Genomic DNA, 25,843 nt, shown 5'->3' with positions numbered 1-25,843 from the left:
AGAAAACTTATCTGTTATTTATTCCCGCGCTTGCGAGCGGTGACCAGCCAGTCCCATGGGAACGGGTCTTTCAGCCAGCGCGGCGGATTGCTGAATTCGGTTTCCCAGTCGTACTCGATCTTTATGATCTCCTGTATGTCAAAGTCGAGGTCCTGGATTACGGCGTGCAGTTCTTCTTTCAGGTAATGTTTGGTCGGCACATGATCGATATTGACTATCCCGCGCTGAAGGTGTGAGGCCTTTTGTTTGTTATTGCTGTTCCATACTGCCATGACTGCCGCTCCGGCGCTGAGCCCCTTGCGCTTGTTCCATTCGACCTGGCGGATGTTTGAATAGATCGCGGATTCAAATGAAGGGACAACAAGTATCAGGTGGCCGCCGGGATTGAGATGGCTGCTGATCGAACTGAAGAACCGGGCGCGCTGCGATATTGACGGCATGATAACGGCATTCACGCACAGGATGAGATCGACTTCCGGCATTTTGGACCTTTGTTTTGACAGATCGGCTTTGATATAGTCAACGTTTGAAAGCCCTTCACAATTTACGCGGGCCTGCTCCAGGCATTTGTCTGAAATGTCGTAAGCGTTCACATGCCTGAAACTGTCAGAGAGTATCGGGAGGAACTTGCCGATCCCGCACCCAAGGTCTGATGCGGTCTTTCTGTATGACGCCAGCTCTTGAATGCGGCTGATGATGAGATTGCCCTCGTCGTGCGCAAGGACGCTGAATATCTCTTTGTCGTAATTCTCGGCTACCTGGTTCCAGTACGCCACGTCCATATTCTCATTTTATCGGATAAACGTTTTCAAATCTTGATTCGTCACAAAAATTGTACCACAAAAAATCCCTGCGCACATCCAAAGAGGAGAAGAAGTGATCAGGAAATGTAAAGGTTTTTCATGATTTACCCGATAGTAAATGCACATGGTTAAATATGCTCATGGAAAGGTGAGTTACCTTTTTCACGGGAGGGAACGTGGCTGGAATTGATATTTATTTGCGGCACCTGGTTGAAAACAGCGCAAGCGATCTGCATTTGAGCGCCGGGGCCAGGGCAACGATAAGGAAATACGGCGACCTCATAGAGACACCTTTCGAACAGGTCACAAACGATACTTTAAAAACCCTCCTCTTTGAAATACTGACCGAAGAGCAGCAAGACATCTTCATCGAAAACAAAGAACTGGATTTCGCATATGAGATCCCGGAGGTCTCAAGATTCCGCGTGAATTATTTTTACCACAGGCAGGGCATAGGCGCCGCATTCAGGACCATACCTACAAGCATACCCACGCTGTATGACCTGGGATTGCCGCTGCAGATATTAAGATTTACAAATCTGAACAAGGGGCTCGTTCTTGTAACAGGGCCGACAGGGAGCGGAAAATCTACCACTATCGCTACAATTATCGACCACATAAACAGCAATAAGAAACTGCATATTATTTCCATTGAAGACCCTATTGAATTTATACACAAAGACAAAAAGTGCATTGTCAACCAGAGAGAGGTCGGCAGTCACACAAGATCCTTTGCCAACGCCCTGAGGTCGGCGCTGAGAGAAGACCCTGACCTGATCCTGATCGGCGAAATGCGCGACCTTGAGACAATAGAGCTCGCGATAACGGCTGCGGAGACGGGGCATCTTGTCTTTGCGACCCTTCACACAAATTCCGCGGCCAAGACCGTTGACAGAATAATTGACGCCTTTCCGGCAAAGCAGCAATCCCAGATCCGGACCATGTTGTCGGGGTCATTGAAAGGGATTATCAGCCAGGAATTACTGAAACGGGTCGATAAGATAGGGCGGCTGGCTGCTATCGAGATACTGTTTTGCAACTTTGCCGTCGCAAATCTGATACGTGAGAACAAGACTTATCAGCTTCCATCTTTGATTCAGGCGGGAAGAGGTCAGGGAATGCAGCTTATGGACCAGGTACTCATGGACCTCCTCAAACAGAACAAGATCTCCGCTGAAGATGCTTATTTAAAGGCAAATGATAAAAAGCCCTTTGAAGAACTCTTAAACGCCTCTGAAAGAAAACAATTAGTCACGTGCTCGTTTTAGATAAGTAACGAGTAACGGGTGACGGGTAAATAAAAGTTCAGCCGGTTTCCCGTCACTCGTTACTTTTAATTAGAGTCTGTCCATAAACTAAAACATTGAACTGTCATTCCCGCAGTCTGTCGAGCGGGAATCCAGTATTTTAATAAGTTCTGGATGCCCGATTACTGACTTCGGGCATGACGAAAATAGAAAACAGTAATTTATGGACAGACTCTAATTAGAATTAAAAAAAAGGACTGTCCCTCTCGGGACAGCCCTTCAGTCATTACATATGTGGGGCGGGGTATTCCCTCGCCCTATCCCTCCTCCCATTGAAGAGAGAATTTTAGCCAATATGCAGGGGCGGGTTTTAAACCCGCCCTTACGGATTTAAATTAACGGAACGATAAGCAGCGCGACGATGTTGATGACCTTGATCATCGGATTGATCGCGGGACCTGCTGTATCTTTGTAAGGATCGCCGACTGTGTCGCCGGTTACAGAGGCCTTGTGTCCATCACTGCCCTTCTTGTGTAATACGCCTTTGTCGTCGGTAACGCCGTCTTCAAAGGATTTCTTTGCGTTGTCCCAGGCGCCGCCGCCGCTTGTCATGGCAATGGCCTGGAAGAGTCCGGTCAGGATACTTCCGATAAGAACTCCGCCGAGTGCCTCTCTGCCGAGGAGAAGACCAACTGCGATAGGAACAACTACCGGGATAAGTGCAGGGACCATCATCTGCTTGATAGCGCCTTTTGTGACGATGTCAACGCACTTGCCGTATTCCGGCTTTGCCTTGTATTCCATGATGCCTGGGATCTCTCTGAACTGTCTTCTGACTTCTTCAACAATGCTGCCTGCTGCCTTTCCAACGGCCTCCATCAGGAGTGAGCCGAAATAATAGGGGAGCAGACCGCCTATGAAAAGACCTGCAAGAACCATCGGGTTTGAAAGGTCAAACAGAATGGGTGTGGAGAACGACCTGGAGTATTCTGCGAAAAGAACAAGGGCCGCAAGTCCTGCTGATCCGATAGCATAACCCTTTGTAACAGCCTTTGTTGTGTTTCCGACTGCATCCAGCGGGTCTGTGATGTTACGGATCTCTTCAGGCAGTCCTGACATCTCCGCGATACCGCCTGCGTTGTCAGTGATCGGTCCGTATGAGTCGATTGCAACTACGATTCCTGTCATTGAAAGCATCGAAACCGCTGACAGTGCGATAGCGAAAAGGCCGCCCGTTAAATCTCCTGCAAACCCTCCGCCTAATGAATAAGCGCCAAGGATTGAAGCAACGATAACGATAACCGGAGCCGCGGTTGACTTCATGCTGACTGCAAGGCCGGCGATCACGTTTGTGCCGTGGCCGGTCAAGCTGGCCTTTGCAATGTGCTGCACGGGACCATACTCTTTAGCAGTGAAGTATTCGGTTATGCCAACGATCAGGCCGGTCAATGCGAGGCCGATAAGTGACATAAGAAAAACGTTCATCTGTGTAAATGAAGGATGCGCGGCTATCGATGCAGCATCAAGGCCTTCGAGAAATTTGCCAGTCACAACATAAAATGCTACTGCCGCAAGAACACCTGCAACAGCAAGCCCCTTATAGAGGGCGCCCATTATATACTGGCTCTTGCCGAGTCTTACGGCAAATGTTCCGATAATAGAGGCGATGATAGATATTCCGCCTAACATCATCGGGAATTCAACCCATGGGCTTGCCGCGCCAAATACAGTCTTTGCAAGCAGCATCGCTGCAACAAGCGTAACCGTGTATGTTTCATAAAGGTCTGCTGCCATGCCTGCGCAGTCGCCTACGTTGTCGCCAACGTTATCAGCAATAACTGCAGGGTTTCGGGGATCATCCTCAGGAATTCCTGCTTCAACTTTTCCAACAAGGTCAGCTCCTACGTCAGCAGCCTTTGTATAAATACCTCCTGCGATACGGGCAAACACGCTCATCAATGAGCACCCGAAGCCGAGACCGATCAGTGCATGGAATGCCTGATCAGGGGCTGACTGTTTTGCTATAAAATAAAAACCTGCAAGGCCTATGATTCCAAGACCGACGACCATAACGCCGGTAACCGATCCGCCCTTGAAGGCAAGGCCGAGCGCAGCCTGAAGCCCCCTGCTTGCAGCCGCTGTTGTACGTACGTTTGCTCTTACAGTAACCCACATTCCTACGAAACCGGCGAGTGCGGAACCGACTGTGCCGATGATAAAGCCCATGGCCGTCCAGACACCAAGCTTCATCGCTACGATAGCTACAACCAGAACCACCGCAACTATCGCTACTGTTTTATACTCACGTGCAAGAAACGCGTATGCGCCCTCTTTGACCGCATTGGAAATCTCCTGCATCTTGGCATTTCCCGCGTCCTGCTTTGATACCCAGACTGCTGTTGCAATAGCGTATATAACGCCCAGTGCACCGCAAAAAAGCGCAAACAAAATTGTACTGCTCATATCGTTACCTCCTTTTAATAAGTTTGAGATTTAATATTTATTATTAATGGCAATGTCATGCCTCTGACTGCCTGCTTTATTTTCTCTCTCTTCCCGAATATTTCATGAAGCATATTGCCGCCGATCTGTAAAACAGGTGGCCGAGCTTTGAAAATGGAAGGTACAGGAAAAGTGACAGCACAAAAACAAGATGAATAAAGTAAATCGAATAAGCCACAGGCGCAACACCCGCAAGCCTTGTTATCCACGCGAGGATGCCTGACGCCATGATGACCGTAACAATTGTTATCAGGAGCCAGTCGAAATAGCTGCCGAGACCGAGCTTTGCCGAGTGCTTAAACCTGTTGTTTATCATCAGGAGAGCTCCGGTAAAAAGTCCGGCTGCGCCAATGAATCCGAAGAGTTTAACGGGTGTGCCATAGCCAAGCCTGAATGGAGACTCCATGTGAAGGATATCGATATAAAGGACCCCCAAAGCTGTTGCTATGCCCAGGGCGATGAAGCTGTAGAACACCAGGAAGTGCGCGATGAACCTGTCGGCATTCACATCGCACATGGTAAACTTTTTATGGCTGAGGATTTCCTTTGCAGTTTCCATGACACTGCCCTTCAGGTCGCCTGATCTCACCCCAGTCGCTGCTTTCATATCAGCCCAGAACTTCCTCACTCCCAAAACGCCGACCGCAATGCCGAAAAGCAATACGGGTGTGAAGACAATTTGAAGAAACTTTGTCGAGGCGAATTTTGTAAAAATAATTTCTCCATCATGGATCCCAAACGTGCCGGCCACGGAAAGAAGGCCCGCTAACAACAGGAACATGATTGGAATATACACCTTGCTGTTCACAAAATTTACGAGGGCCGCCGGGGCTGAGTACTGTTTTATCGACTGCTTCCTGATGGCCCCCAAAACCTCTCCGGGCTTTGCGCCTCTGGGGCAATACGCCGTGCAGTCATTGCACTGGTGGCAAAGCCAGACATCGGGATTGCCGATGAACTTTTCTTTCAGGCCCCACTGCGCCCACACCATTTCTTTTCGAGGGAACGGGTTGTCGTCGGGAGTCACGTTGCAGACGACCGTGCAGGTCGCGCACTGGAAGCACTTCTTCATCGATTCTCCCCCGCCGTTTATGACCTCGTTTATAAAATTTAAATCAGGCTTAATTACTTGTTCTGCCATCTATTAACCTCCATATTCGGGGATTGGGGCTTAGGGGTTAGGGGTTAGTAAAAACCAATCCCTGATCCCCAATCCCTGACCCCTGTCTTTAAAATTCTTTAAACGGATTTGGTCCTATCTCTTCTACCCTTTCAACAAAGTCATTGATCAGCTTGGGCAGGGTGTCATACTCGGATATTGAGATCTGTAAGAGCTGGCACCTGTCGGATTCAAGCTGGAGCTTGTCGAGAGTTTCTTTTACTTTGCTGAAGCGGTAGTTTGCGAGTTCGCTGCCTTTAACAAAATGACACTGATAATTCTCGCCGTACTTGCAGCCTAACAGAATAAGGCCGTCAATGCCTTTTGAGAACGCATCAGTTACCCACACCAGATTGGTTGAGCCAAGGCACCTGACAGGGATGATCCTGACCTTGGGGTTTATCTGAATGCGTTTTATGGCGGCGCTGTCCAATGCCGGGTAAGCGTCATTCTCACACGCTAACACTATGATCCTGAACTCGTCTTCATCCACTTCAATGGACTTTATCATTGAGCCGACTATATCGACACTGAAATCTTTAAAGGACACGATCCTTTCAGGACACGCGCCCATGCAGGTGCCGCAGCGCCTGCATCGGTTGAGCCTGTAGAACGGTGTGCCCTTCTCATCTTCATCAATTGCGCCGAACGGGCATTCCTCTGTGCATCTCTTACATGAAGTGCACTTGATCATCATTGGGTCAGGGAATGTCGTGTCCCAGGCCCTCGGATGGACAGCAATGCCTTTTGCAACATGTTCAACGCACTGTATTGCTTTCATCGCCGCTCCGGCCGCGTCATCCGCGGCATCCGCCATGGTCATGGGCTGTCTTACACAGCCTGCCGCGTAGATGCCGGTCCTTCTTGTTTCGTACTGGAAGCAAATAAAGTTGGAATCTGCAAACCCGGACGCGCCTTCAAGCGACGGGAGCTCAGGCCCCTGCCTGTATGTAAGGTTTAATATGAAGTCCGGCTTTGATGTCTTATCAAGATATTCTTGCTTTGCTGCATCGCCCCTCTTTTGCGCCTCTGTAAGCCCGTCAAGATATTCCTGCGGCGCGCGCGTGGCAGGGACTATGCCGGTGGCAAGGACAACGAGGTCGGCTTCAACCTTTATCTTTTCTCCAAGGAGCGTGTTGTCCGCTTCAACGAAAAGGTTGCCGTTGCCGGCGTCGCTTATGCCCGTTACTTCCGCCTTTGTCAGCATTATGCCGGGGTCGTTCTGCATGTTCTTATAGAAGATCTCGGTCTGTCCCGGGGTCCTGATGTCTTTATAAAAGATCATGGCGATCGCGTCGCCGTTTTTCTCTCTCACGTATTTTGCCTGCTTGAGGGACGTGGCGCAGCAGAATGAGGAACAGTACGGGAGGTGGTTAGCGTCCCTTGAACCCGCGCACTGTATGAACGCGACCTTCTTCGCCTCTTTGCCGTCGGACGGGCGGATTATCTGCCCCTTCTTTGCCATCTCTTCCATCTGGACGTTTGTGATGACGTTCGGTTTGCCGTATCCGAGATACTCAAGCTTTGAAGCGTCATAAGGCTTCCATCCGGCAGCCATTATTACAGCTCCCACCCTCATACTTTCGCTGTTGCCGTTGGTCTTGATAGTAACATCAAGAAGGCCGGGCTGCCCGTCAGTCTTTTCAAGGACTGAGGATTTGAACACCTTTATATTCGGGTGCGACTCAACTTCTTTTATCTTTGCAAAGATCCTCGGCTCTTCCAGTTTGTCAAACGGGGACTGCCTTGGCGTTTCCTTGTAGAGCTTTGCGCCCCAGCCGCCTAATTCCGCCTCTTTTTCAACAAGCACCACCTGGTATCCGGCCTCGGCAGCTTCAAGCGCTGATGTTAATCCGGACATGCCTCCGCCGATAACAAGTATTGTCTTGCTCAGGTCTGGAAGGATATTGGGCTCAGGCATGTTGCCCTTTTGCGCCTTAAGTATCCCCATTACCATATAATCATCCGCAAGACTCTGCGCGTCAGCGCTCATTGGCTCCGCAGTCCATGCTACGAATTCCCTCAGATTGACCCTCTCGGTCAACATGCCGGGGAAATCAAACTCCTCATATTTTACTCTCGGCGAACACGCGCCGATGATTAGCGTATTTGTACCCGCTGCTATGTCATTTTTTATAAGCTCAAGCCCTTCAGGACTGCACAACACCGGATGCTCTTTAATGATATCAATAGGGACCTTGCCCTTTCCAGAAACCCTTGGTTTTAATTTTTCGAAATTTATGGATTCACCGATGCCGCAGCCTTTACAGAAATATACCCCGAACTTCTTTTCCATTTATCTCTACCTCCTCGCGCTCTGAATGGTTTTGATTGCGGTACCAGTGGCATCCTGGACTGACTTTGAAACGTCAACAGGGCTCTTCATGGTCCCCACAGCGTATATGCCCTTCTTTAGTGTAGCGGCAACTACAAAACCATCATCTGTGTATGAAATCTCGCCGGGTATCTTTGAGGCCTTTGTTGACGGCACCATACCGACAGCAAGCACAACCATATCATATTTTTCAGTGATCTTTTTCCCGGCCTGTACGTCTTCAGCCGTCAAAATGACATCGCCGGTCGCCGGGTCTTCAGTAAGCTTTGCGACCTTGCCCTTTGTGAGCGTTATGTTGGGATCTTCCTTGACCTTCCAGTAGAACTGCTCATATCTGCCGGGCGTCCTGATGTCTATGTAAAATATCCTCACCTTTGAATCAGTGTATTGCTCCCTTAAATAAGTGGCCTGTTTCAGGGACGCCATACAGCAAATGTATGAACAGTAAGGCAGGTGGTTTTCGTCCCTGCTGCCCGCGCACTGAACAAAAGCGATATTCTTTACTTCCTTGCCGTCGGACGGCCTGAGTATCTTGCCTCCTGTCGGGCCATTGGGCGACGCAAGCCTTTCCATCTGCATGTTCGTGACCACATTTTTGATCTTGCCGCCGCCGAGTATATCCAGCTTTGACACGTCGTATGAATCCCAGCCCGCAGCAAGAACAACCGAGCCTACGTTCAGGGTCACTGTCTCAGGTTTCATGTCGAGATGAATAGCGTCGTATTTGCAGGCCTCAACGCATTTTGCGCAGGAAGCGCCTTTGCAATGTTTGGCGTCAACGACATATTTAAAAGGGAACGCCTGATTGTGCGTAATGTAGGCGACCTTTGTTTTGTCCATGCCGAAATTGAATTCATTTGGCATCTCAACAGGGCACGCCTCATAGCAGGCATTGCATCCTGTGCACTTGTCGTTTACAAAGCGCGGACTGACCTTAATGGTTACATCGTAACTGCCTTCCCGTCCGGAAATCTTTTCGACCTCGGCAAGGGTGTAGAAAGTTATGTCCGAATTGTTTTTGATCCTCTTGAAGTTTATCTCAAGCCCGCAGTTGGGAGGACACAGTTTCGGGAAATATTTGTTCAGTTGGGTCACTCGCCCGCCAAGAAACGGTGTCTTCTCCACGATGACCGCTTCAAAACCCGCCTCGGCAGCCTCAACCGCAGCAGTGAGTCCGCTGAAGCCTCCTCCGATTACTAATACCTTTTTCTTCTCTGCCATGTCTTTCCTCCTTTAGGCAGTAAAATGATTCTACTCCGAAAAGCCGCATAAACTGTCATGCTGAATTTATTTCAGCATCTCTACTCTTAGGCCCTGAAACAAGTTCAGGGTGACATTTACTTGTTTTTGACAGGCATCTTGCCTGATTGGATTAAGAATATATACAACTTGGTTGTTAATTGCAACATGAAAATTACACATTACAAAAATTTATGATTTTGCAATTTGCAATTTGTATCTTGCAATTATACGCAGTCATGCTGAATATATATCAGCATCTCTGTTCTTAGACCCTGAAACAAGTTCAGGGTGACACAAAGAAAGAAAAAGATTGGGGAGGGCATCGCCCTCCCCAAATGACATCAACTTACTTAACCATCTGAACGTACGGGACCTTCTTTAACTCCCAGTTATTGGTTTCTGCATCATACTTGGAGTTTGTGAAGCATTTCCAGTTCGTATCATCGATCTTGTTGTGGTCGCCTCTGTAGTAGTAACCAGGGTATCTGGATTCTTCCCTGAAGAGGATATGCCTTGCATGTGCCTCGACCGACAGAATTCTGTGGTAGTTCTCGAAGCACCTTAAGAGCTCATGGAGGTTGGATGCCGCCATCTTGTTTGCATCCTCTTTGAGCATCTCAAGCAGTCTTAAACCTTCTTCTAACATGGTCTTTGAAGTCATGTACCATGTGGCTACTCCGCCGAAGTATTCATCAGCGATCTTCATCAGTCTCGCCTGAAGAGCTTTTGGTCCGATATAGTGCGGATTGACGCCCGGCTCTGTTGTATATGTTTTGTATTTCTCATAGATCTCAAACGGCAGATAGAGCTCAGCCGAGATCTCGTCAAGGGACATCTTTGGCGAAGGCTTGTAGCTTGCATTATCAAGGATGTAAGCTATTGCAGACTTGGCTGCCAGCCTTCCTTCCGAGTGTGAGCCTGATGAGAATTTGTGGCCTGATGCGCCGACAACGTCGCCTGCCATGAAGAGGCCGGGGACTGTGGACATCCTGTTATAGCCCCAGGAGTAATGGTCCGGGGTGCCTGCGATATCGCCAGGGCCGCTTACCCAGAATCCTGCGCAGCCTGCGTGTGAACCGAGGAGATATGGCTCAGTCGGCATGATCTCGGAAGTGCTCTTGTCCGGCTCAATGTTCTTTGCAGCCCAGAGGGATGCCTGTCCGATAGCCATGTCAAGAAAGTCTTCCCATGCCTCTGCCTCAAGATGTTTCATCTTCTTGGCGCCTTCTTTGTCACCGAGCTTCTCTTTAAAAGCTGCACCCAAAGCTGCCATAGCAGTTGGTGTCTGCATAAGGATCGGGCCTTTGCCGTCCTTCATGGCCCTCATCATGAGATGGTTTCTGATGGCCGTGCCGAGACCCTTTGCATAGTCTCCATATCTTGCTACCGCGTCGTCAAAATATTCCTTATTGGTACAATAGTCTTCTCCGAAGCTGTCTGTTGCCTTTGCTTTGAAGAACAGGAACCATGCGCCGACAGGGCCGTATCCATCTTTAAATCTTGCTGGCACGAACCTGTTTTCCATCAGGGTCAGCTCAGCGCCGGCCTGCATTCCGAAGGCATAACCTGAACCGGAGCTGAATACCGGGTACCAGGTCCTTCCCATACCTTCACCGACCGACCTCGGCCTGAAGCAGTTAACTGCTCCTGCTGTTGCACAGATCATTGCCTTTGCTTTAAAGGAATAGATCTTGTTTTCTCTTGTGCTGAATCCGATAGCTGCTGCTACGTTCTTGCCGTTTGTATCTTTTACGGCCTTAACAATGAATACCCTTTCAAAGTGGTTCTGCGCCATTCCGGTTTTCTCCCGGTTGGTCTGAAGTGCCCTCTTTGCAGCCTCTGCAACGATAACTTTATAGGACTCACCGTTGATCATTATCTGCCATTTACCTGATCTGACCGGCGTGCCGCCGTCTTTTAAAGAGGCCTTGCCTGCGTCTTTTGCCTGGAAGCCGTCGAGAGAAAATCCGTCATCGCCTTTCTTCCAGATCGGAAGTCCCCACTCTTCAAAGAGCTGGACGCTGTCATCAACGTGTCTTCCGAGGTCAAACACGAGGTCTTCCCTGATGATGCCCATCAAGTCGTTTCTTACGTACCTGACATAATCTTCGCATTTATTCTCGCCGATGTATGTATTGATAGCTGACAGACCCATTGCGACCGCGCCACTTCTGTCTGTTGCAGCCTTGTCAACGAGAACAACCTTCAGTCCTTTTTCATTGGCCCAACGGCATGCTTCGAAAGCTGCTCCGCAGCCTGCCATACCGCCGCCCATGATAAGGAGATCACATTCAACTTCTGTTACTTCCGGTTTTTTACAATATGAAAACGTACAAGTTTCTTTTTCCATTATATGTTCACCTCCTTAATTATTCTTTTCTTGCCGGGGCGGTAAAGAGCCCTGGTTGTTTGATTGTTGAGAAGTCCGGCGCAGGCTTTCCTGCATAAGGATCAACGGAACCTTCCACGGTGGTCCTGATCGGGAATTTGAACCTCTTCATTACACCGTTCCTGAATTTGATCGTCCACATGATGGAGTCTGTGCCTCTCATCGGGATTGTGCTGGACCCAAGTGGAACGAAGTCTGAATAACCTCTCACCTCGATAGCCTGCTGAGGGCATATTTTTACACAATTAAAGCACTCCCAGCACTGCTCCGGCTCCTGATTATAAGCCTTCATCTTTTCCCTGTTAAGGGCCATTAAATCATGAGGACAAATATACTGACATGCAGTCTTGTCCTGTGCCTTACAACCGTCACATTTTTCTGTGATTACGAAACTTGGCATTGTAATACCTCCTTTTTTGGTTTTACAGCTTAAATTAAGCTATGTTTAAATTTGTTGCAACTAAAAATAGTTGCCTTTACTGATCTATGATTAACACCCCCTTTCGGCGAAACAAATTTCAGCAAAAAGGGCAATAAGACCTAAATTTAATTTTCGAGACTCTGATAATATTTAATCAGAATTTCAGCCACTTCAGGACGTGAAAATTCTTTAGGCGGCGCAATGCCCTTGCCTAACATTTCACGAACTTTTGTGCCTGAAAGCAGAACGAAGTCTTCTTTTGTATGATCAGGCGCTTCACACATCATCATGACCTTGCCCAGTTTCTTCGAGTACGCAGTGTGGTCAGCCTTGAAGATCTCGATCAACAGGGCGCCTTTAGGCACTTCTTCATCGAAGATCTTCTGCGCGTCGAATGGACCGTAGTGATCACCAACACCTGCATGGTCACGACCAACGATGAAGTGGGTTGCGCCCATGTTCTGACGGAATATGGCGTGCAATACACCTTCGCGCGGGCCTGCATAAAGCATATCGAAACCGTAACCGGTAACCATTGCGCTGTTCTTCGGGAAGTACAGCTCGACCATTTTACGGATTGCGGCATCACGAACAGGAGCAGGGATGTCTCCCTTCTTCAATTTACCAAGCAGCATGTGAATTACCAGGCCGTCACAACCTAAACGGTCCATAGCCATATGGCAGAGTTCTTCGTGGGCCAGATGCATCGGGTTACGGGTCTGGAAGGCAACAATTTTCTTCCAGCCGCGCTCAGCAATTTCATTGCGGATTTCTACTGCGGTACGGAAGGTGTCCGGGAATTCATCCTGGAAGTAAGAGAAGTTTAATACTTTGATCGGACCGGAAAGGCAAACCTTGCCCTGGGCTTTAAATGTGTCAACACCCGGATGTGCTTCCTTATGATTGGGGCGGAAAACCTTTTCAGAGATCAACTCGATCTCAGCGTCGCTGAATTCTTCAACCGCTTTCACATCCATAACCGCGAGAATTGGGTTGCCTTCAACGTTTGGGTCTTTAAGCGCTATGGTATCACCGGCTTTAACGCCGTTTGTCTCTTTGACCAGGTTTAAAATCGGAACAGGCCAGAACAGACCGGATGTTGTCTTCATATTATTGGCAACTGACAGAGCATCGGCTTTATTCATGTAGCCTGTTAAAGGGTTAAAATAACCGCCGCCCAGCATAACTGCATTAGCTGCGGCAGCTGAGCTTACAACAATAGAAGCCATTTTTTCAGCCTTCTTCTGAAGGGCTTCATTTTCAGCCGTGTCATAGACAAATAGTGGATTCAGTTTATCTGAACCATGTGGCTTAATTAATGACATTTCTTCCTCCTTAAGTTGTGTTTAGTTATATTAAGATCCAAGAATCTTACAGACTTTATTGAATATCTCGTCAACGCTCCCCATCCCCTGGACTGATTTCAGTATGTTTTTCTTGCCGTAATAGTCCATGAGGGGCGCAGTGGATTTCTCATATACGGCAAGCCTGTTTTTTATCGTCTCTTCTTTGTCGTCGGCCCTCTGAAAAAGCTCTCCGCCGCACTTATCGCAGGTGCCTTCTTTTTTTGGTGCGCCGAAATAGATATTGTACATCTGCTGGCAGCCCTTGCAGGTCCTTCTGCCGGTAAGTCTCTTCATGAGGATGTCCATATCGACGTCCACGCTGAGCGCTGTATCAAGGGGGGCTTTCATCTCGACCAGGACTTTGTCGAGCGCCTCGGCCTGTGGTGTAGTCCTTGGAAAGCCGTCCAGGATATAACCCTTCTTGCAATCATCCTGGGCAATTCTTTCCTTTACCAGTCCTATAACAACGGAATCAGGGACAAGTCCGCCTGAGTCCATATATGATTTTGCTTCTTTTCCGAGCGGGGTGCCGTCTGCAACGGCCTTTCTCAGGATATCACCTGTGGAAATCTGAGGTATGCCGTATTTCTCTATGAGTTTTTTTGCCTGAGTGCCTTTTCCGGCCCCCGGGGCTCCTAACAATACAAGTCTCATTTGCGTCTCCTTTTCACTTAATTATGAAAGATAATAAAAACCTGTTTCTTTAAAAATAAACTCCTATTAATTAAATAGGCAGAATCCGTTTGTGGTATTAATCCTTAAAAAATCGTATGAAGAAGAATTAACGAGTACCTATAATATGAAAGAGGTTATACAGAGTCAATATAAAAATTTAAATTAATTTATAATCTTTGCTTATTTTTATTGCCATTAAACCGGATGCATCGAAATTTCAAAGAGTTAAAGCATAAAACGGCATTTCTGATTGCCTGATCTTTATATCTTTATTTGCTGATTCAATCGATTTAGGTATTATTCCACTATATCCAGCTTGATGCTCAGTTCTTTCAACTGCTTTTCATCAACTCTGGTATTGTCGGCCTGCCCAAGCTGCTTCCCTTTGCTTTTAGCATTGTTAAGCCCAGCCTTTACCCTTTCCCGGATAATGTCCTTCTCAAACTCCGCAACTGCGCCGATGATCTGAAAGACAAGTTTGCCGGTCGGCGTGGATGTGTTCAGGTGATTATCATAAGAAATAAAATCAATGCCGAGGTGCCCGAGGTCGTCTAAAGTATTGAGCAGGTCCTTCAAGGACCTGCTCAGCCGGTCGAGCTTCCAGACTACCAGGATATCAAACTTCCGTTGTCTGGCATCGATCAGCATGTTAGAGAAGTCCGGACGTTTCGTATTCGCGCCGGTGTAACCGTGATCTATGTATTGCTTATAAAGCTTCCATCCGGAGCGTTTAATAAAATCGTTGAGCTCCTGGAGCTGCATATCAACTTTTTGCTTGTCGGTTGATACCCGTGCATAGACTGCAACGGATTTGTATTTTTTAATCATGTTGGTTGTATAGAAGCCCGGAGGGATTCGCAAATAAATTCTGCACACGCTGTGTGCAATATTTCATAATTTCTTTAGCGCTCTCTTTATTTTCTCGTTGCTTGGTAGCTTTACCTTATACTTGGCTACAAATATCTTTTCTTCCAATCCGTCCAGGGCGTAGGTAATTTCTTCTCGTCCAGCCTCACGGCAAATAATAAGCCCGATCGTTTCCTTTTCATGCGTATACTGTTTATTGCGCCGATAATAGCCAACATATTTATTCATCTGGCCAATGTCACGGCTATCCAACTTACCGATTTTAAGGTCTACAAGCACCATGCAGGGAATGCCGCGATGATATAAAACGATGTCAATATAGTGTGTCTCCCCGTCTATTTTAAGCGGGACCTGCCGTCCCAAGATGCTGAAATCTTCACCTAACTCGCGCAGAAACATTTCAAAGTTTTCCAGTATCTTGTTTTCCAGGGCCTTTTCGCTTTTCTCAGGGTGAAGTTCTATAAACGGGCGGAAATCGTAAGTGTTTTTGAAAACCTTCTGCGTGTCCACTGCTGGCAATTTAGTCTTAAAAATATCTTCGATTTCCTGCCGTGGCGTATTATCATAGAGAGTGGCCTTAATTTGCCGTTTTAGTTCCCGGACGCTCCAGGAGTTTAAGATTGCCTGATTTTGATAGAAAGCTCGTTCCTTGCTATTCTCACGCTCAATTAAATGGCCGTAATGACTCCAACTTAATTCTGCACGCACTGTGTGCATAATTGGATATACTCTATAAAACTTTACTATTTCGTATAGAAGCCGCTCACCAACGTCTAAGTCTTTAGCCAAATTTATAATTAATATCTTTCCATAATCAGCGCGGTCTTTGTGTTTAAGCTCTTCTCTGACGATCCGCTCGCCCAGTTGCCAGTAAGTTTGCACCCTGATATTGTCAACAGCTTTATAGGCTGCATATTTGGCTTTAGCAAGAATACCTTTCAACTCTTGCAATAAGTTTTTATAGTTCTGCTCAGATGAAAGACGTTGATTAGTCACAGATGGTAAATACTTTTTCTTCGGCATACACGATTATATTTTTACTGCGTTTGAACTGGTGCGGAAAAACCCCTTTAAAATCCGGATTATTAAAATTGCTGAAACAAAGCCCATGTTTACTATACAAAAATCATTGAAAAAAACAAATGATTTTTCTTTATATGATGCGTCAGGGCCGACACAACTGACAAAAGGGACTGTTTATTTTAAGCCGGGGAATAAGTGGCATATTGCAAAGGAAGGGGAGTTTGTTTTTGGGGTTTTGCAGTAGGGGGATGTAACGTTGAAGCCGTCGGCGCTGTAGCATAGATTTAGTTATAAATAATTAGGTTGCACTAAAATGAGCAGATTGTTGATTAGATTTCTTTCTTTTGGTCATGTATTTTTCTTAAAAGGCTACGCACGAACGCGCGTTTAAGGATATAATTGTTGTTGGCTTTTGCTTGTAGCACTGCGATTGGGTCAATAGTATTAGTTTCTGAATGATTTATGGCAATGGACAAGCATCTAATGATTTCTGTTTGCACAATCTTTTCGGGAATAGCTGCCGGGCAATGAAGCATAATCCTACCGATGTCGCTCAAACCAATCTGTAAAGACCCGTCTCCACCAACGCTAATTTTTATCTCGTTCGGCAAGAAGCCTTCGTCCCGTAATATGAGCCAATTTACAAAAACAGACATCGTAAAGTCCTCGATGAACTCTGTCGTGCTCAATGGTTCTTCTATAGGAGAAAAGTATTTGGTATATTTTGCAGAGTTTATTATTGTTTCATTTACTTTAACCAGGCTGCGTCGACGTTTTTTTTCCAAAATATAGAATTGAAACTCATAAGTGCCAATAAGCACAAAAGGTTTACCACTAAGAATGGCGTTACCAATATTGAGGAATTGATCTGCTGCGATTATGTTGACATCAGGATATGAATCATCAAATTCGGATCTTATTTTGATTCCACATAGTTTACGTTCCCAAATAATTTTCTTTTGTTCATGATCTCGGCGAAGAGCTGTAGTTTCGTAACCCAACCGCTGAAGTACAAAGTCCAGACTTCCTGCGAGCTTCTTCGCAAGCTCGGCAGCCTCTTGCCTTAAGTCATGACTATGCGCGTGAACGCCGACGTCGTCGAAAAATTCTTGAAAGGTCAGAAACTCTTGCTTTGAATCTTGTTTGGTTATGTAAATTTTTTCTTGGCGAAGACGCGTCTGTAAATCTTGCTTTAATGTTGCAAAAAAATTGGAGGATTCCTCCAACTGGTCGGGAACTGCATCAATCATTATTTGATAATTTTTATCAACGTACGTTCTGTCGGAGCCCTTCCAGTAGCCCATAGAGTTTGCAATACTGAAACCAGGATAGTTAAGCAGTATATCTTGCAAGATTGAATCAACCGTAGATTCATCAAAGGGCTGTTTATCATTATCGTGGAGTGGTATCGTTACACACCAACTCTCAACTGTTTTTAACACTCCGGTGTCTGTGACGTTGTACATGATCTTCAGTTAACTATATCAGATTAGAAAGAATAATTATGAATGTAAAAATCGACAAGATAAAATAGAAAGGGGCGTCCCCTTAAGGGGGCAGACGGGAAGGACTGAAGGCGCGATCCTTGTCACTGCCCGGCCAAAACACTTGCAAGCCTGTTACAGGAAAGGAAACACTCCGCCACTTTCTTAAGGGTAATTGTCCTGCCCTCTTATTCCACTATATCCAGCTTGATGCTGAGTTCTTTCAACTGCTTTTCATCTACCGTGGAAGGGGCGTTGCTGAGCGGGCAGATCGCCTTCTGGGTCTTGGGGAATGCGATAACGTCTCTGATAGATTGAGCGCCCGCGATTATCATGACAAGCCTGTCGAGGCCGAGGGCGATTCCGCCATGCGGAGGAGCGCCGAATTCCAGGGCCTCAAGGAGGAAGCCGAATTTGGAGCTGGCATCTTCCTGACTGATATTGAGAAGCTGAAACATCCTGTCCTGCGCATCTTTTTTATGAATACGGATGCTGCCGCCGCCGATCTCGTAGCCGTTTAAAACAATGTCGTATGCCTGCGCCCTGACGGAAGAGAGTTTAGAGTTAGGAGTTAAGAGTTCGGTGTTGGAAGCAGAAAAAAAATCGTCCATGTCCTCTTCCATCGGGCTTGTGAAAGGATGATGCATGGCTTCAAATCTCTTTTCATCCTCATTCCATTCAAAGAGAGGGAAATCAGTTATCCAGACTAATTTGTAAACGCCTTCTTTGATAAGGCCGAGCCTTTTACCGAGTTCATTCCTTAATCGCGATAAACAGTCATTGGCAACCTTCTCGCTGTCCGCGACAAAGAGAAGCAGGTCTCCATCCTCAGCCTCAAATCTCTCGGCAAGCGACTTAAGAGATTGTTCCGGGAAAAACTTTGCTATCGGGGATTCAAAACCGTTCTTTATCTTTATCCATGCAAGGCCCTTCGCGCCGTAGCCCTGGACTTCTTTCGTCAGATCGTCAAGCTCTTTTCGCGAGTAACCTGCCAGGCCTTTCGCATTGATGCCTTTTACAATGCCGCCTCTTGAAATTGTGTCGAGGAACACCTTGAAAGATGATTCCTTGACAATGTCGCTTACGTTTCTGAGCTCAAGCGAGAACCTCAAGTCCGGCTTGTCGCAGCCGAACCTTTCCATTGCCTCGCGATACGTCAGCCTTTGAAAAGGGACCTCAATCTGCACACCGATCGTCCCGGTGAATACTTTATTGATCATACCCTCAACAATCGAGATAATATCGTCTCTGTTCAAAAAAGACATCTCCATGTCAACCTGTGTAAATTCAGGCTGCCTGTCGGCCCGGAGGTCTTCGTCCCTGAAGCATCTGACGATCTGATAATATTTTTCCAGTCCCGACACCATGAGTATCTGTTTGAATATCTGGGGCGACTGCGGCAGCGCATAAAAGTGTCCGGGGTTCGTCCTGCTCGGCACAAGATAATCGCGCGCGCCTTCGGGTGTGCTCTTTGTAAGCACAGGCGTTTCTATATCGAGGAAGCCAAGCGCATCGAGATATTCACGCATGCTCCTTGTGGCCTTGTGCCTGATTATGAGGTTTTTCTGAATTCGCGGTCTTCTAAGGTCAAGGTACCTGTGCTTGTACCTGAGATATTCCGAGGCGTCTGTTTCATCTTCAACCATGAAGGGAAGCGGCTTGCAGTCATTGAGCACCTTCAATTCTTTTGCGATGATCTCGACCTGTCCGGTCGGGATTGAAGAGTTAATAGTGCCATCCGGCCTCTTTCTCACTTCGCCGGTGACCTGAATGACATATTCATTTCTGATCTTGTGGGCAAGGGCATGTATGTCCTGGTTGATTTCCGGGTTGAACACCACCTGCACCATTCCGCTTCTGTCGCGGACGTCAATAAATATCACGCCTCCGTGATCGCGCCATTTGTTGGCCCATCCGGCAATATTGATTGTTGAACCGATATCCGTCTCTCTGATTTCACCGCAATTTTTATCTCTTAGCATTATCGTTCCTTTGATTTACTAATTAGTGTCTGTCCATAAACTCAAACATTAAACCGTCATTCCCGCAGTCTGTTGAGCGGGAATCCAGTCTTTCCGATAGGTTCTGGATGCCCGATTAAAGACTTCGGGCATGACAAAAATAAAAATAGCAAGTTATAAACAGACTCTAATTAACTCCGACTTCTTGTTTCAGTTTCTTCAATTCTCCAGGTGTAAGAAAGCGTAACGCGCCGGTCTCCAGCTTGCCGAGAGAGATGCCGTTAATCTTAATCCTCCTGAGCTTTATAACCGGATGTCCTACCCGGTCCATCATCCTTCTGATCTGCCTTTTCCTGCCTTCATAAATTGTTATCTCAATCCACGAATTAGCTTCCGTCTTTTTAATTTTCTTCACCTTTGCCGGAGCGGTCATGCCGTCGTCAAGCTTGATCCCTTTTTCAAGTTTTGCCAGGTCCTTATCTTCAATGAATCCGTTGACCTTCACGAGATATGTCTTCGGGATCTTCTTGGCAGGGTGAAGTATCGCGTTCGCCAGCTCTCCGTCATTCGTTATGATCAGGAGGCCTTCCGAATTATAGTCAAGCCTTCCAACAGGGAAAACCTTCTCCCTCACACCCTTTATCAAATCCTTGACCGTCGGTCTACCCTCGGAATCGGACATTGTCGTAAGACATTTCTCCGGCTTGTTTAAAACCAGATAGACCTTTGATTCAGCATTGCGGATGAGCTTACCTCTCACCTTTATATGGTCCCTTTCAAGGTCTGCCTTCATCCCGAGTGTCGCCGGGGTTCCATTAACTGTCACCAGCCCTTCAAGGATCATCTCCTCAGCCATTCTGCGTGAGGCAATGCCGCATTTTGCCAATACTTTCTGAAGCCGCTCTTCCATGATCTCCTTAATAAAGAGATTATATTAGCACAACCCCTCCGGATTTTTCTTAAACCAGCATATGCGGCAAAGCGCTATCACAGCCAGATATTTTGCTGTTGATAGAATGAAGTGTTTTTGATATGATTTCTCTGTGATATTTTTTCATAGGGCATAAACGTTATTTGCAGTCCCATTTTGAATTAATCCATTTAAAACGAAGGAGGCAATATGTCAGAGGTATTAGCAAAGCTGAAAAGCTGCGTGAGCATCAGCGGCGGAAAGGTACAGGTCAAAGACGCTGCCGGAGTAAGAGGTCTCATTGACGACCTCATTTACGAGGCGGTCTTCAACCAGGACGAAGAAAAGAGAAAGTCATTGCAGAGGCTTGTCATTGAGATAGCCAAGCAGATGGGCGCGGTGCCTTCATCCATCCAGGGACTTTATGAAGAGATGGGGAGAAATTATCCCGGCTTTACAGTTCCCGCGATGAACATCAGGGGGCTTACCTATGACACTTCAAGGGTCATTTTTAAAAAGGCTATCGAGAAAAATATCGGGGCCTTCATATTCGAGATAGCCCGCTCGGAGATCGGTTATACAAAACAGAAGCCTCTTGAATATACCGCTGTTATTCTTGCTGCCGCGGTCAGGGAATGTTTTGCCGGCCCGGTTTTTATCCAGGGAGACCACTTCCAGCTCATCAGGAAAAACTACCTGTCAGGCCCTGACCTTGAAAAGAACTACATCAAGGGACTCATCAAGGAGGCCATTGACGGTGAATTCTACAACATCGATATTGACTCATCCACGCTTGTTGACCTTGAAAAACCGACTCTGAAAGAACAGCAGAGGCCGAACTTTGCAAACGCAGCGGAGCTGACGGAATATATCAGAAGCCTTGAGCCCAAGGGAGTTACCGTTTCGGTCGGAGGAGAGATCGGCGAGATCGGCGGAAAGAACAGCACGCCAGAAGAACTGAGGGCGTATCTTGACGGTTTCAAAGAAACTTACAAAGGCAAGGGCATAAGCAAGATGAGCGTCCAGACAGGCACTGCGCACGGCGGCGTTGTTCTTCCTGACGGCACGCTCGCAAAGGTAAAGATCGACTTTGACACGCTCAGAAAGATCTCCGAAGTCGCGAGAAAGGAATACGGCCTTTCAGGCGCGGTCCAGCACGGCGCGTCAACACTGCCGGACGAAGCGTTCCACACTTTCCCTGAGACAACCACATCTGAAGTGCACCTTGCAACAGGATTTCAGAACATCATGTACGACAGCAAGTCGCTGCCCGCGTCATTCAGGGATGAAATTTATGCGTATCTAAAAACAGAGTGCGCAAAAGAGAGAAAAGAAGGACAGACAGACGAGCAGTTCTTCTACAGCACACGCAAAAAAGGCTTCGGCACTTTAAAGAAAAAATGGTGGGACCTCCCGGCAAATGTAAAAGGCCCGATCATGAAAGAGCTTGAAGACAAGTTCGAATTGCTCTTCAAAGAGCTGAAGGTTGCCGGATCAAAAGAGCTTGTGAACAAGACCGTCAAGCCGGTAGTTGTCGAGAAGAAAGTGCCGGATGATATTTTAGGGTAACAGGTTGTTCTTCTTATTCCCCTCTATTAAGAGGGGGTAGGTGTGTGTTTAAACTGAAATAGAGAAGCGGGTCCAGGTGTTAAGCCTGGATCCGCTTCTAATTATCGAGCCGTTACCTTACTTGCCAACTATTAACATCCGCTACAGTTAGTCGTCATCGTGTTTCTGATGCTTTTTGTGAACACCTTTATGTTTTTCCGCCTTGTTCTCGTTCTCGCTTAGTTGAACGGCAGTGCCGATTACAGGCAGGACAGTTTGCCTGGTGTTCTGGTCATAGCTGGTGAAAAGACCCGCTGACCAAAGTCCGGTTAAGAGCAGGAAGGCGATTCCCGCCAGCGGTCTGGCAGATAATATCCCTTCGTTCTGTACGCCTTCTTTGGTCCCGGTCACCATACTGAAAGTGATATTCTCTTTATGCCTGATCGTATGCCAGAGCACACCCAGTATATGCATGGTCACCATAGCTATCATGGCGTATGCGAAGAACTCATGAAGGCCCTCGAATATTTCTCCGCTCTGACTGAGCAGGCCCGTTGTCACGATCCCAAGCAGAAGAACGAGCATAGCAAAAATAGCGTACCCGGACCCGGGGTTGTGCCCTATATACCGCTTTCCCTTTCCGCTGAAAGCGTCTCTCATGTAGCCGGTTAACTCTCCGGGGCTGAATATGAATGAGCTGAATTTGGCGTATCTGGAACCCGCAAAGCCCCAGATAATCCTGAGGAGCGCCATCAAACCGATCACAAGGCCGAGAAGCGCGTGAACAGAAAACAGCGGGTCCTTGTCCGATACAAATTGTGCGATGCCGAAGGCCGCCAGGAAGGCGCCCGCCAACAGCCAGTGAAACAAGCGTGTCGGAACATCCCATACTTTAATACGTGTCATCTTTTGACTCCTTTCGCATTTTAAAATTGTTAATAAGGTTTTTATAGCATCATCCTTTTTGATCCTGACACCAGCTTAACAAATGAAAGCTTAAAGGAAGATTAAAGAACATGCGGGAAATGTTAATGGCAAAAATATATTTGAATAACGATTGCTATTTAAAGCTGCTGCTAAGTGTTTGGATAGTTATTGATGAAAATGAATTTGTGAAAATAATTAGAAGATACGACGAGGGGGATTACGTTCTTGTCCTACACTACATAACCGAATCTCTGCTTGAAGTCCTCCGGCTTCATATTCGCGGTCTTTGCGAGGCAGGCGAGTTTATCGCCGGAGAAATCCTCTTTCTCAAGGCGTATCATATACTCTCTTCCAACCTTGTAAGTCTCTGCGGTCAGATCAACAGGACGCATCTTGACCTTGCCGGTGTTGTAATCCATCAGTTCGACAAACGGGATCGGCCTGAGCCGTCCTTCATCAAATACTATCATCGCGCCTGTGCCGCCTTTGAGGAGATAACGGACCACACCGTAACCGAGGTCCCTTGTGTATTCAATATCAAACGGTATAGGGGCGGAAGCCCTTAATTCGTAACCGACTGTCTTGTCTACAATGGTTATATTTAATCCCATGGACTCAAGGGTCTTCTTAACAAAATTTTTCAAGATCCTTCCAAGCTGGATCTCTGAGAGCCTCACCCGGCCGGTCTCATCTTTTTCCAGTTGTTCGTATTTGCAGAGCTCGTCATGGTCAAATTTCTCCGCTATCCCTTCTGCGAGGACCGCCACGCCGTAGTCCCTGTCCATGGAGAGCCTTTTTATTATAGAGCCGGTGAGTACGTCGGCAACCTTTTTAAATGAAACGTTGTCCTCTAATTCTTCGGAGATAAGCGTTACCGTTGCGCCGGCTGCCTTGCCGATCCCAAGCGCGAGATGCCCGGCATACCGGCCCATCGTGGTGATAAAATACCACCTGCCTGTTGTCTTTGCATCCTGTATTAAATTGTCAACAATGTTCACTCCGCGATGGCGGGCCGTCTGATAACCGAAGGTGCAAACGCCGCCCGGCAGAGGGATATCGTTGTCAATGGTCTTTGGAACATGCGCTACGCTGAGAGATCCCCTGGCCTCCCTCTCAATCCAGTTCGCCATGAAAAGCGTGCCCTCGCCGCCGATGGTCACAAGATAATTGATGCCGAGTTTTTTAATTGTGGACATCAGGACTTTGAACTTCTCTTTGACCTTGTCGGGATATTCGCGGGACGTCCTTAAAATAGAGCCGCCCTGCGCGTGTATCATTGAGACGTCATTTATGGTAAGAGGTATTGTGCAATTCAGGTCTCCCGCGAAAAGGGCCTTGAACCCGCCCATTATGCCGACAACCTGTTTGCCTTCGTTAATGGCTTCGATTGTCGCAGAACTGATGACTCCGTTTATGCCCGGGGCCGGGCCGCCGCCGACTATTATTCCAACTATCTCGTTGTTGTTCTTTTTGGGCATCGATATATATTACACAAGTTGTTCTATTTATTAAACCTAATAAAAAAAGGGCGAGTTTAAAACCCGCCCCTACCGTATTATCTGATTTACACATGTCTCTCTATCGGCATTGACGCGGCTTCACACACGAACTCGCACTTCTCAGGTTTTCTGCCGAAGCAAATCCCCAGGGTTTCAAAAAGCGCTACCTCGGCTATATCAACTTCTCTGCGTTTGATCGCCTCTGTTGTCGGGATGTAGAGCACTTTATTTCCGCTCACATCAACAACCGTGTTCCCTGTCTTTCCCTGAAGCAGCATCAGTACCCCGGCTGCGCCTGCCCTGTATCCGAAGTTCACATCATAGGCGGAAGTCTGACCGGAACGCACGAGATGGCTTGGAGCTACTTCCCTTACCTCCGGTATCTCATACACGCCCGGCGCGTACATACCGACCTTCTTCATGAAATCGGGTATCGCGGGGTCAGCCTTCATTCTCTTTTCGATCTGCTGTCTCACATATTTCCCGGCGCCTGCGAGTTTCTTGTGCCCGAACGCATCCACCCCGGCGGATTCATCATAAAGCAGTTCCCCGGACGCTGTCTGGAGTCCCTCCGCAACTACCATCATATATGTGCCTGCCTTGACATCGCTCCTTTCAATCCTGGCGAAATAGGTGGTCTTGATATGCTCGTATACAACATCAAAGTCCACGGGGATCTCAGGTATCAAGATACAGTCAGCCTCCGCTCCGATGCCGCCGCGAAACGCGGTGTGCCCAACATATCTTCCGAACACTTCAATGACCATTACTCGGTTGTGGCTCATGCCTGTTGTCTTGAGATCGCGCGTCATGACTGCTATCCTGTTGATCGCTGAATCACCGCCGACGCTGTAGGTCTGGAGGTCGAGGTCCATTGTCTTTGGAACGTGCACACAGGGGATGCCCTGTCCGCCGAGGTCAACAACAACGCTGCCGGTGTCATCTCCGCCGCTTATGACAAGCGCGTCGATGCCGAATTTTTTCAACCCTTCTTTTATCCTTGCGTAGGTATTCGGGTCTTTGATCTTGCTGATCTTTACCCTCGAGTGTCCCGCCTCGGAACCTGAAAGAGACGCCTCGATACGGCTTACCCTTTCAGCGTTAAGCACGACAACATTCTCCATTTCAACGAGGTTATAGAGCCCCGCGTATCCGTTAGGAATAACAACGGACTCAATACCGTAAGCGTACGCTTCTCTTGCCACACCTTTGATTACTGCATTCAATCCGCCCGCGTCTCCGCCGCTTGTGATAATGCCTATTCTTTTGATATTCATAATAATGCTCCTCCCCAAAGATTTAAAGAGATTAAAACAAGGTAAATTTTAACACATTCTTATTTGTGCCACAACATATTTTATATACATGTCAATTAAGAATTAAAAGTGCACACTTTTGAGCAGATTTAAAATTTAAAAGTGCACACCCTCGATAAGCTGTAATCTAAAACTCAAAAAGGAGGCTTTAGATTATGGCTCAAATTCACAAGAAGTTCACTGACGATC

At 47.3% G+C, this 25,843-nt stretch carries 19 protein-coding genes; 2 read left to right on the top strand and 17 right to left on the bottom strand.

Translation table 11 applies throughout. From position 1 onward, the window contains the following. Positions 1–14 precede the first annotated feature (14 nt). Positions 15–782 (bottom strand): class I SAM-dependent methyltransferase, encoded by a 768-nt coding sequence (locus HZB61_01780; protein MBI5055336.1) that lies wholly within the window; start codon positions 780–782, stop codon positions 15–17. Positions 783–979: 197 nt separating this feature from the next. On the opposite strand from HZB61_01780, the gene HZB61_01775 reads away from it, so the two are divergent. Then, positions 980–2,071, top strand: a complete 1,092-nt coding sequence (locus tag HZB61_01775) for a type IV pilus twitching motility protein PilT (protein MBI5055335.1) — start codon at positions 980–982, stop codon at positions 2,069–2,071. A 369-nt stretch (positions 2,072–2,440) separates the two neighbouring features. Here HZB61_01775 and HZB61_01770 read toward each other — a convergent pair whose 3' ends face one another. From HZB61_01770 to HZB61_01710, 13 genes are all read right to left on the bottom strand, one after another. Further along, the gene (locus tag HZB61_01770) at positions 2,441–4,513 is read right to left on the bottom strand and encodes a sodium-translocating pyrophosphatase (GenBank protein ID MBI5055334.1); all 2,073 of its coding nucleotides are present in this window, start codon (positions 4,511–4,513) and stop codon (positions 2,441–2,443) included. A 76-nt stretch (positions 4,514–4,589) separates the two neighbouring features. After that, entirely contained in the window at positions 4,590–5,693 is a 1,104-nt protein-coding gene (gene qmoC / locus HZB61_01765; protein ID MBI5055333.1) for a quinone-interacting membrane-bound oxidoreductase complex subunit QmoC, read from the bottom strand. Between the two features lie 88 nt (positions 5,694–5,781). Beyond that, on the bottom strand, positions 5,782–8,007 hold the full coding sequence (locus tag HZB61_01760; GenBank protein ID MBI5055332.1) for a hydrogenase iron-sulfur subunit: 2,226 nt from the start codon (positions 8,005–8,007) through the stop codon (positions 5,782–5,784). Between the two features lie 6 nt (positions 8,008–8,013). Beyond that, a complete protein-coding gene (locus HZB61_01755; GenBank protein MBI5055331.1) occupies positions 8,014–9,267 on the bottom strand; it encodes a CoB--CoM heterodisulfide reductase iron-sulfur subunit A family protein in 1,254 nt (417 codons plus the stop codon). A 367-nt stretch (positions 9,268–9,634) separates the two neighbouring features. After that, positions 9,635–11,638 (bottom strand): adenylyl-sulfate reductase subunit alpha, encoded by a 2,004-nt coding sequence (locus HZB61_01750; GenBank protein ID MBI5055330.1) that lies wholly within the window; start codon positions 11,636–11,638, stop codon positions 9,635–9,637. Positions 11,639–11,657: 19 nt separating this feature from the next. Continuing rightward, positions 11,658–12,077 carry an adenylyl-sulfate reductase subunit beta gene (gene aprB / locus HZB61_01745; GenBank protein ID MBI5055329.1) on the bottom strand — a complete coding sequence of 140 codons (420 nt, stop codon included), beginning with the start codon at positions 12,075–12,077 and terminating at the stop codon, positions 11,658–11,660. A gap of 146 nt (positions 12,078–12,223) precedes the next feature. After that, positions 12,224–13,423 (bottom strand): sulfate adenylyltransferase, encoded by a 1,200-nt coding sequence (gene sat, locus HZB61_01740; protein MBI5055328.1) that lies wholly within the window; start codon positions 13,421–13,423, stop codon positions 12,224–12,226. A gap of 30 nt (positions 13,424–13,453) precedes the next feature. Further along, positions 13,454–14,098 (bottom strand): adenylate kinase, encoded by a 645-nt coding sequence (locus HZB61_01735; protein MBI5055327.1) that lies wholly within the window; start codon positions 14,096–14,098, stop codon positions 13,454–13,456. 318 nt (positions 14,099–14,416) lie between these two features. Further along, positions 14,417–14,980 (bottom strand): recombinase family protein, encoded by a 564-nt coding sequence (locus HZB61_01730; GenBank protein MBI5055326.1) that lies wholly within the window; start codon positions 14,978–14,980, stop codon positions 14,417–14,419. Positions 14,981–15,010: 30 nt separating this feature from the next. Beyond that, positions 15,011–16,009 carry a DUF1016 family protein gene (locus tag HZB61_01725; GenBank protein MBI5055325.1) on the bottom strand — a complete coding sequence of 333 codons (999 nt, stop codon included), beginning with the start codon at positions 16,007–16,009 and terminating at the stop codon, positions 15,011–15,013. A gap of 329 nt (positions 16,010–16,338) precedes the next feature. Further along, positions 16,339–17,475, bottom strand: a complete 1,137-nt coding sequence (locus tag HZB61_01720; GenBank protein ID MBI5055324.1) for a hypothetical protein — start codon at positions 17,473–17,475, stop codon at positions 16,339–16,341. 206 nt (positions 17,476–17,681) lie between these two features. Then, entirely contained in the window at positions 17,682–19,475 is a 1,794-nt protein-coding gene (gene aspS, locus HZB61_01715) for an aspartate--tRNA ligase (protein ID MBI5055323.1), read from the bottom strand. Between the two features lie 166 nt (positions 19,476–19,641). Continuing rightward, positions 19,642–20,364 (bottom strand): rRNA pseudouridine synthase, encoded by a 723-nt coding sequence (locus HZB61_01710; protein ID MBI5055322.1) that lies wholly within the window; start codon positions 20,362–20,364, stop codon positions 19,642–19,644. 210 nt (positions 20,365–20,574) lie between these two features. On the opposite strand from HZB61_01710, the gene HZB61_01705 reads away from it, so the two are divergent. Then, positions 20,575–21,933, top strand: coding sequence for a class II fructose-bisphosphate aldolase (locus HZB61_01705; protein MBI5055321.1), 1,359 nt, complete (start codon positions 20,575–20,577; stop codon positions 21,931–21,933). 147 nt (positions 21,934–22,080) lie between these two features. Here the strand turns inward: HZB61_01705 and HZB61_01700 are convergent, their stop codons facing one another. From HZB61_01700 to HZB61_01690, 3 genes are all read right to left on the bottom strand, one after another. Continuing rightward, complete coding sequence (locus HZB61_01700; protein MBI5055320.1) at positions 22,081–22,818, bottom strand: cytochrome b/b6 domain-containing protein; 738 nt, start codon at positions 22,816–22,818, stop codon at positions 22,081–22,083. 251 nt (positions 22,819–23,069) lie between these two features. Continuing rightward, on the bottom strand, positions 23,070–24,317 hold the full coding sequence (locus HZB61_01695) for a 6-phosphofructokinase (protein ID MBI5055319.1): 1,248 nt from the start codon (positions 24,315–24,317) through the stop codon (positions 23,070–23,072). A gap of 86 nt (positions 24,318–24,403) precedes the next feature. Then, positions 24,404–25,609: a 6-phosphofructokinase gene (locus HZB61_01690; GenBank protein ID MBI5055318.1), complete on the bottom strand. Its 1,206-nt coding sequence runs from the start codon at positions 25,607–25,609 to the stop codon at positions 24,404–24,406. Positions 25,610–25,843 lie beyond the last annotated feature (234 nt).

It is taken from the genome of Nitrospirota bacterium, from assembly GCA_016214845.1.
Lineage (GTDB): Bacteria > Nitrospirota > Thermodesulfovibrionia > UBA6902 > UBA6902 > SURF-23.
This window is presented reverse-complemented; position numbering and strand designations above follow the sequence as displayed.

What these genes read in the sequence shown, in the direction of transcription:
- HZB61_01710 (MBI5055322.1), bottom strand. Translation starts at nt 20,364, where the DNA reads ATGGAAGAGCGGCTTCAGAAAGTATTGGCAAAATGCGGCATTGCCTCA.
- HZB61_01770 (MBI5055334.1), bottom strand. Translation starts at nt 4,513, where the DNA reads ATGAGCAGTACAATTTTGTTTGCGCTTTTTTGCGGTGCACTGGGCGTT.
- HZB61_01755 (MBI5055331.1), bottom strand. Translation starts at nt 9,267, where the DNA reads ATGGCAGAGAAGAAAAAGGTATTAGTAATCGGAGGAGGCTTCAGCGGA.
- HZB61_01725 (MBI5055325.1), bottom strand. Translation starts at nt 16,009, where the DNA reads ATGCCGAAGAAAAAGTATTTACCATCTGTGACTAATCAACGTCTTTCA.
- HZB61_01735 (MBI5055327.1), bottom strand. Translation starts at nt 14,098, where the DNA reads ATGAGACTTGTATTGTTAGGAGCCCCGGGGGCCGGAAAAGGCACTCAG.
- HZB61_01750 (MBI5055330.1), bottom strand. Translation starts at nt 11,638, where the DNA reads ATGGAAAAAGAAACTTGTACGTTTTCATATTGTAAAAAACCGGAAGTA.
- HZB61_01780 (MBI5055336.1), bottom strand. Translation starts at nt 782, where the DNA reads ATGGACGTGGCGTACTGGAACCAGGTAGCCGAGAATTACGACAAAGAG.
- HZB61_01705 (MBI5055321.1), top strand. Translation starts at nt 20,575, where the DNA reads ATGTCAGAGGTATTAGCAAAGCTGAAAAGCTGCGTGAGCATCAGCGGC.
- HZB61_01700 (MBI5055320.1), bottom strand. Translation starts at nt 22,818, where the DNA reads ATGACACGTATTAAAGTATGGGATGTTCCGACACGCTTGTTTCACTGG.
- qmoC (MBI5055333.1), bottom strand. Translation starts at nt 5,693, where the DNA reads ATGGCAGAACAAGTAATTAAGCCTGATTTAAATTTTATAAACGAGGTC.
- aspS (MBI5055323.1), bottom strand. Translation starts at nt 19,475, where the DNA reads ATGCTAAGAGATAAAAATTGCGGTGAAATCAGAGAGACGGATATCGGT.
- HZB61_01760 (MBI5055332.1), bottom strand. Translation starts at nt 8,007, where the DNA reads ATGGAAAAGAAGTTCGGGGTATATTTCTGTAAAGGCTGCGGCATCGGT.
- sat (MBI5055328.1), bottom strand. Translation starts at nt 13,423, where the DNA reads ATGTCATTAATTAAGCCACATGGTTCAGATAAACTGAATCCACTATTT.
- HZB61_01720 (MBI5055324.1), bottom strand. Translation starts at nt 17,475, where the DNA reads ATGTACAACGTCACAGACACCGGAGTGTTAAAAACAGTTGAGAGTTGG.
- aprB (MBI5055329.1), bottom strand. Translation starts at nt 12,077, where the DNA reads ATGCCAAGTTTCGTAATCACAGAAAAATGTGACGGTTGTAAGGCACAG.
- HZB61_01695 (MBI5055319.1), bottom strand. Translation starts at nt 24,317, where the DNA reads ATGCCCAAAAAGAACAACAACGAGATAGTTGGAATAATAGTCGGCGGC.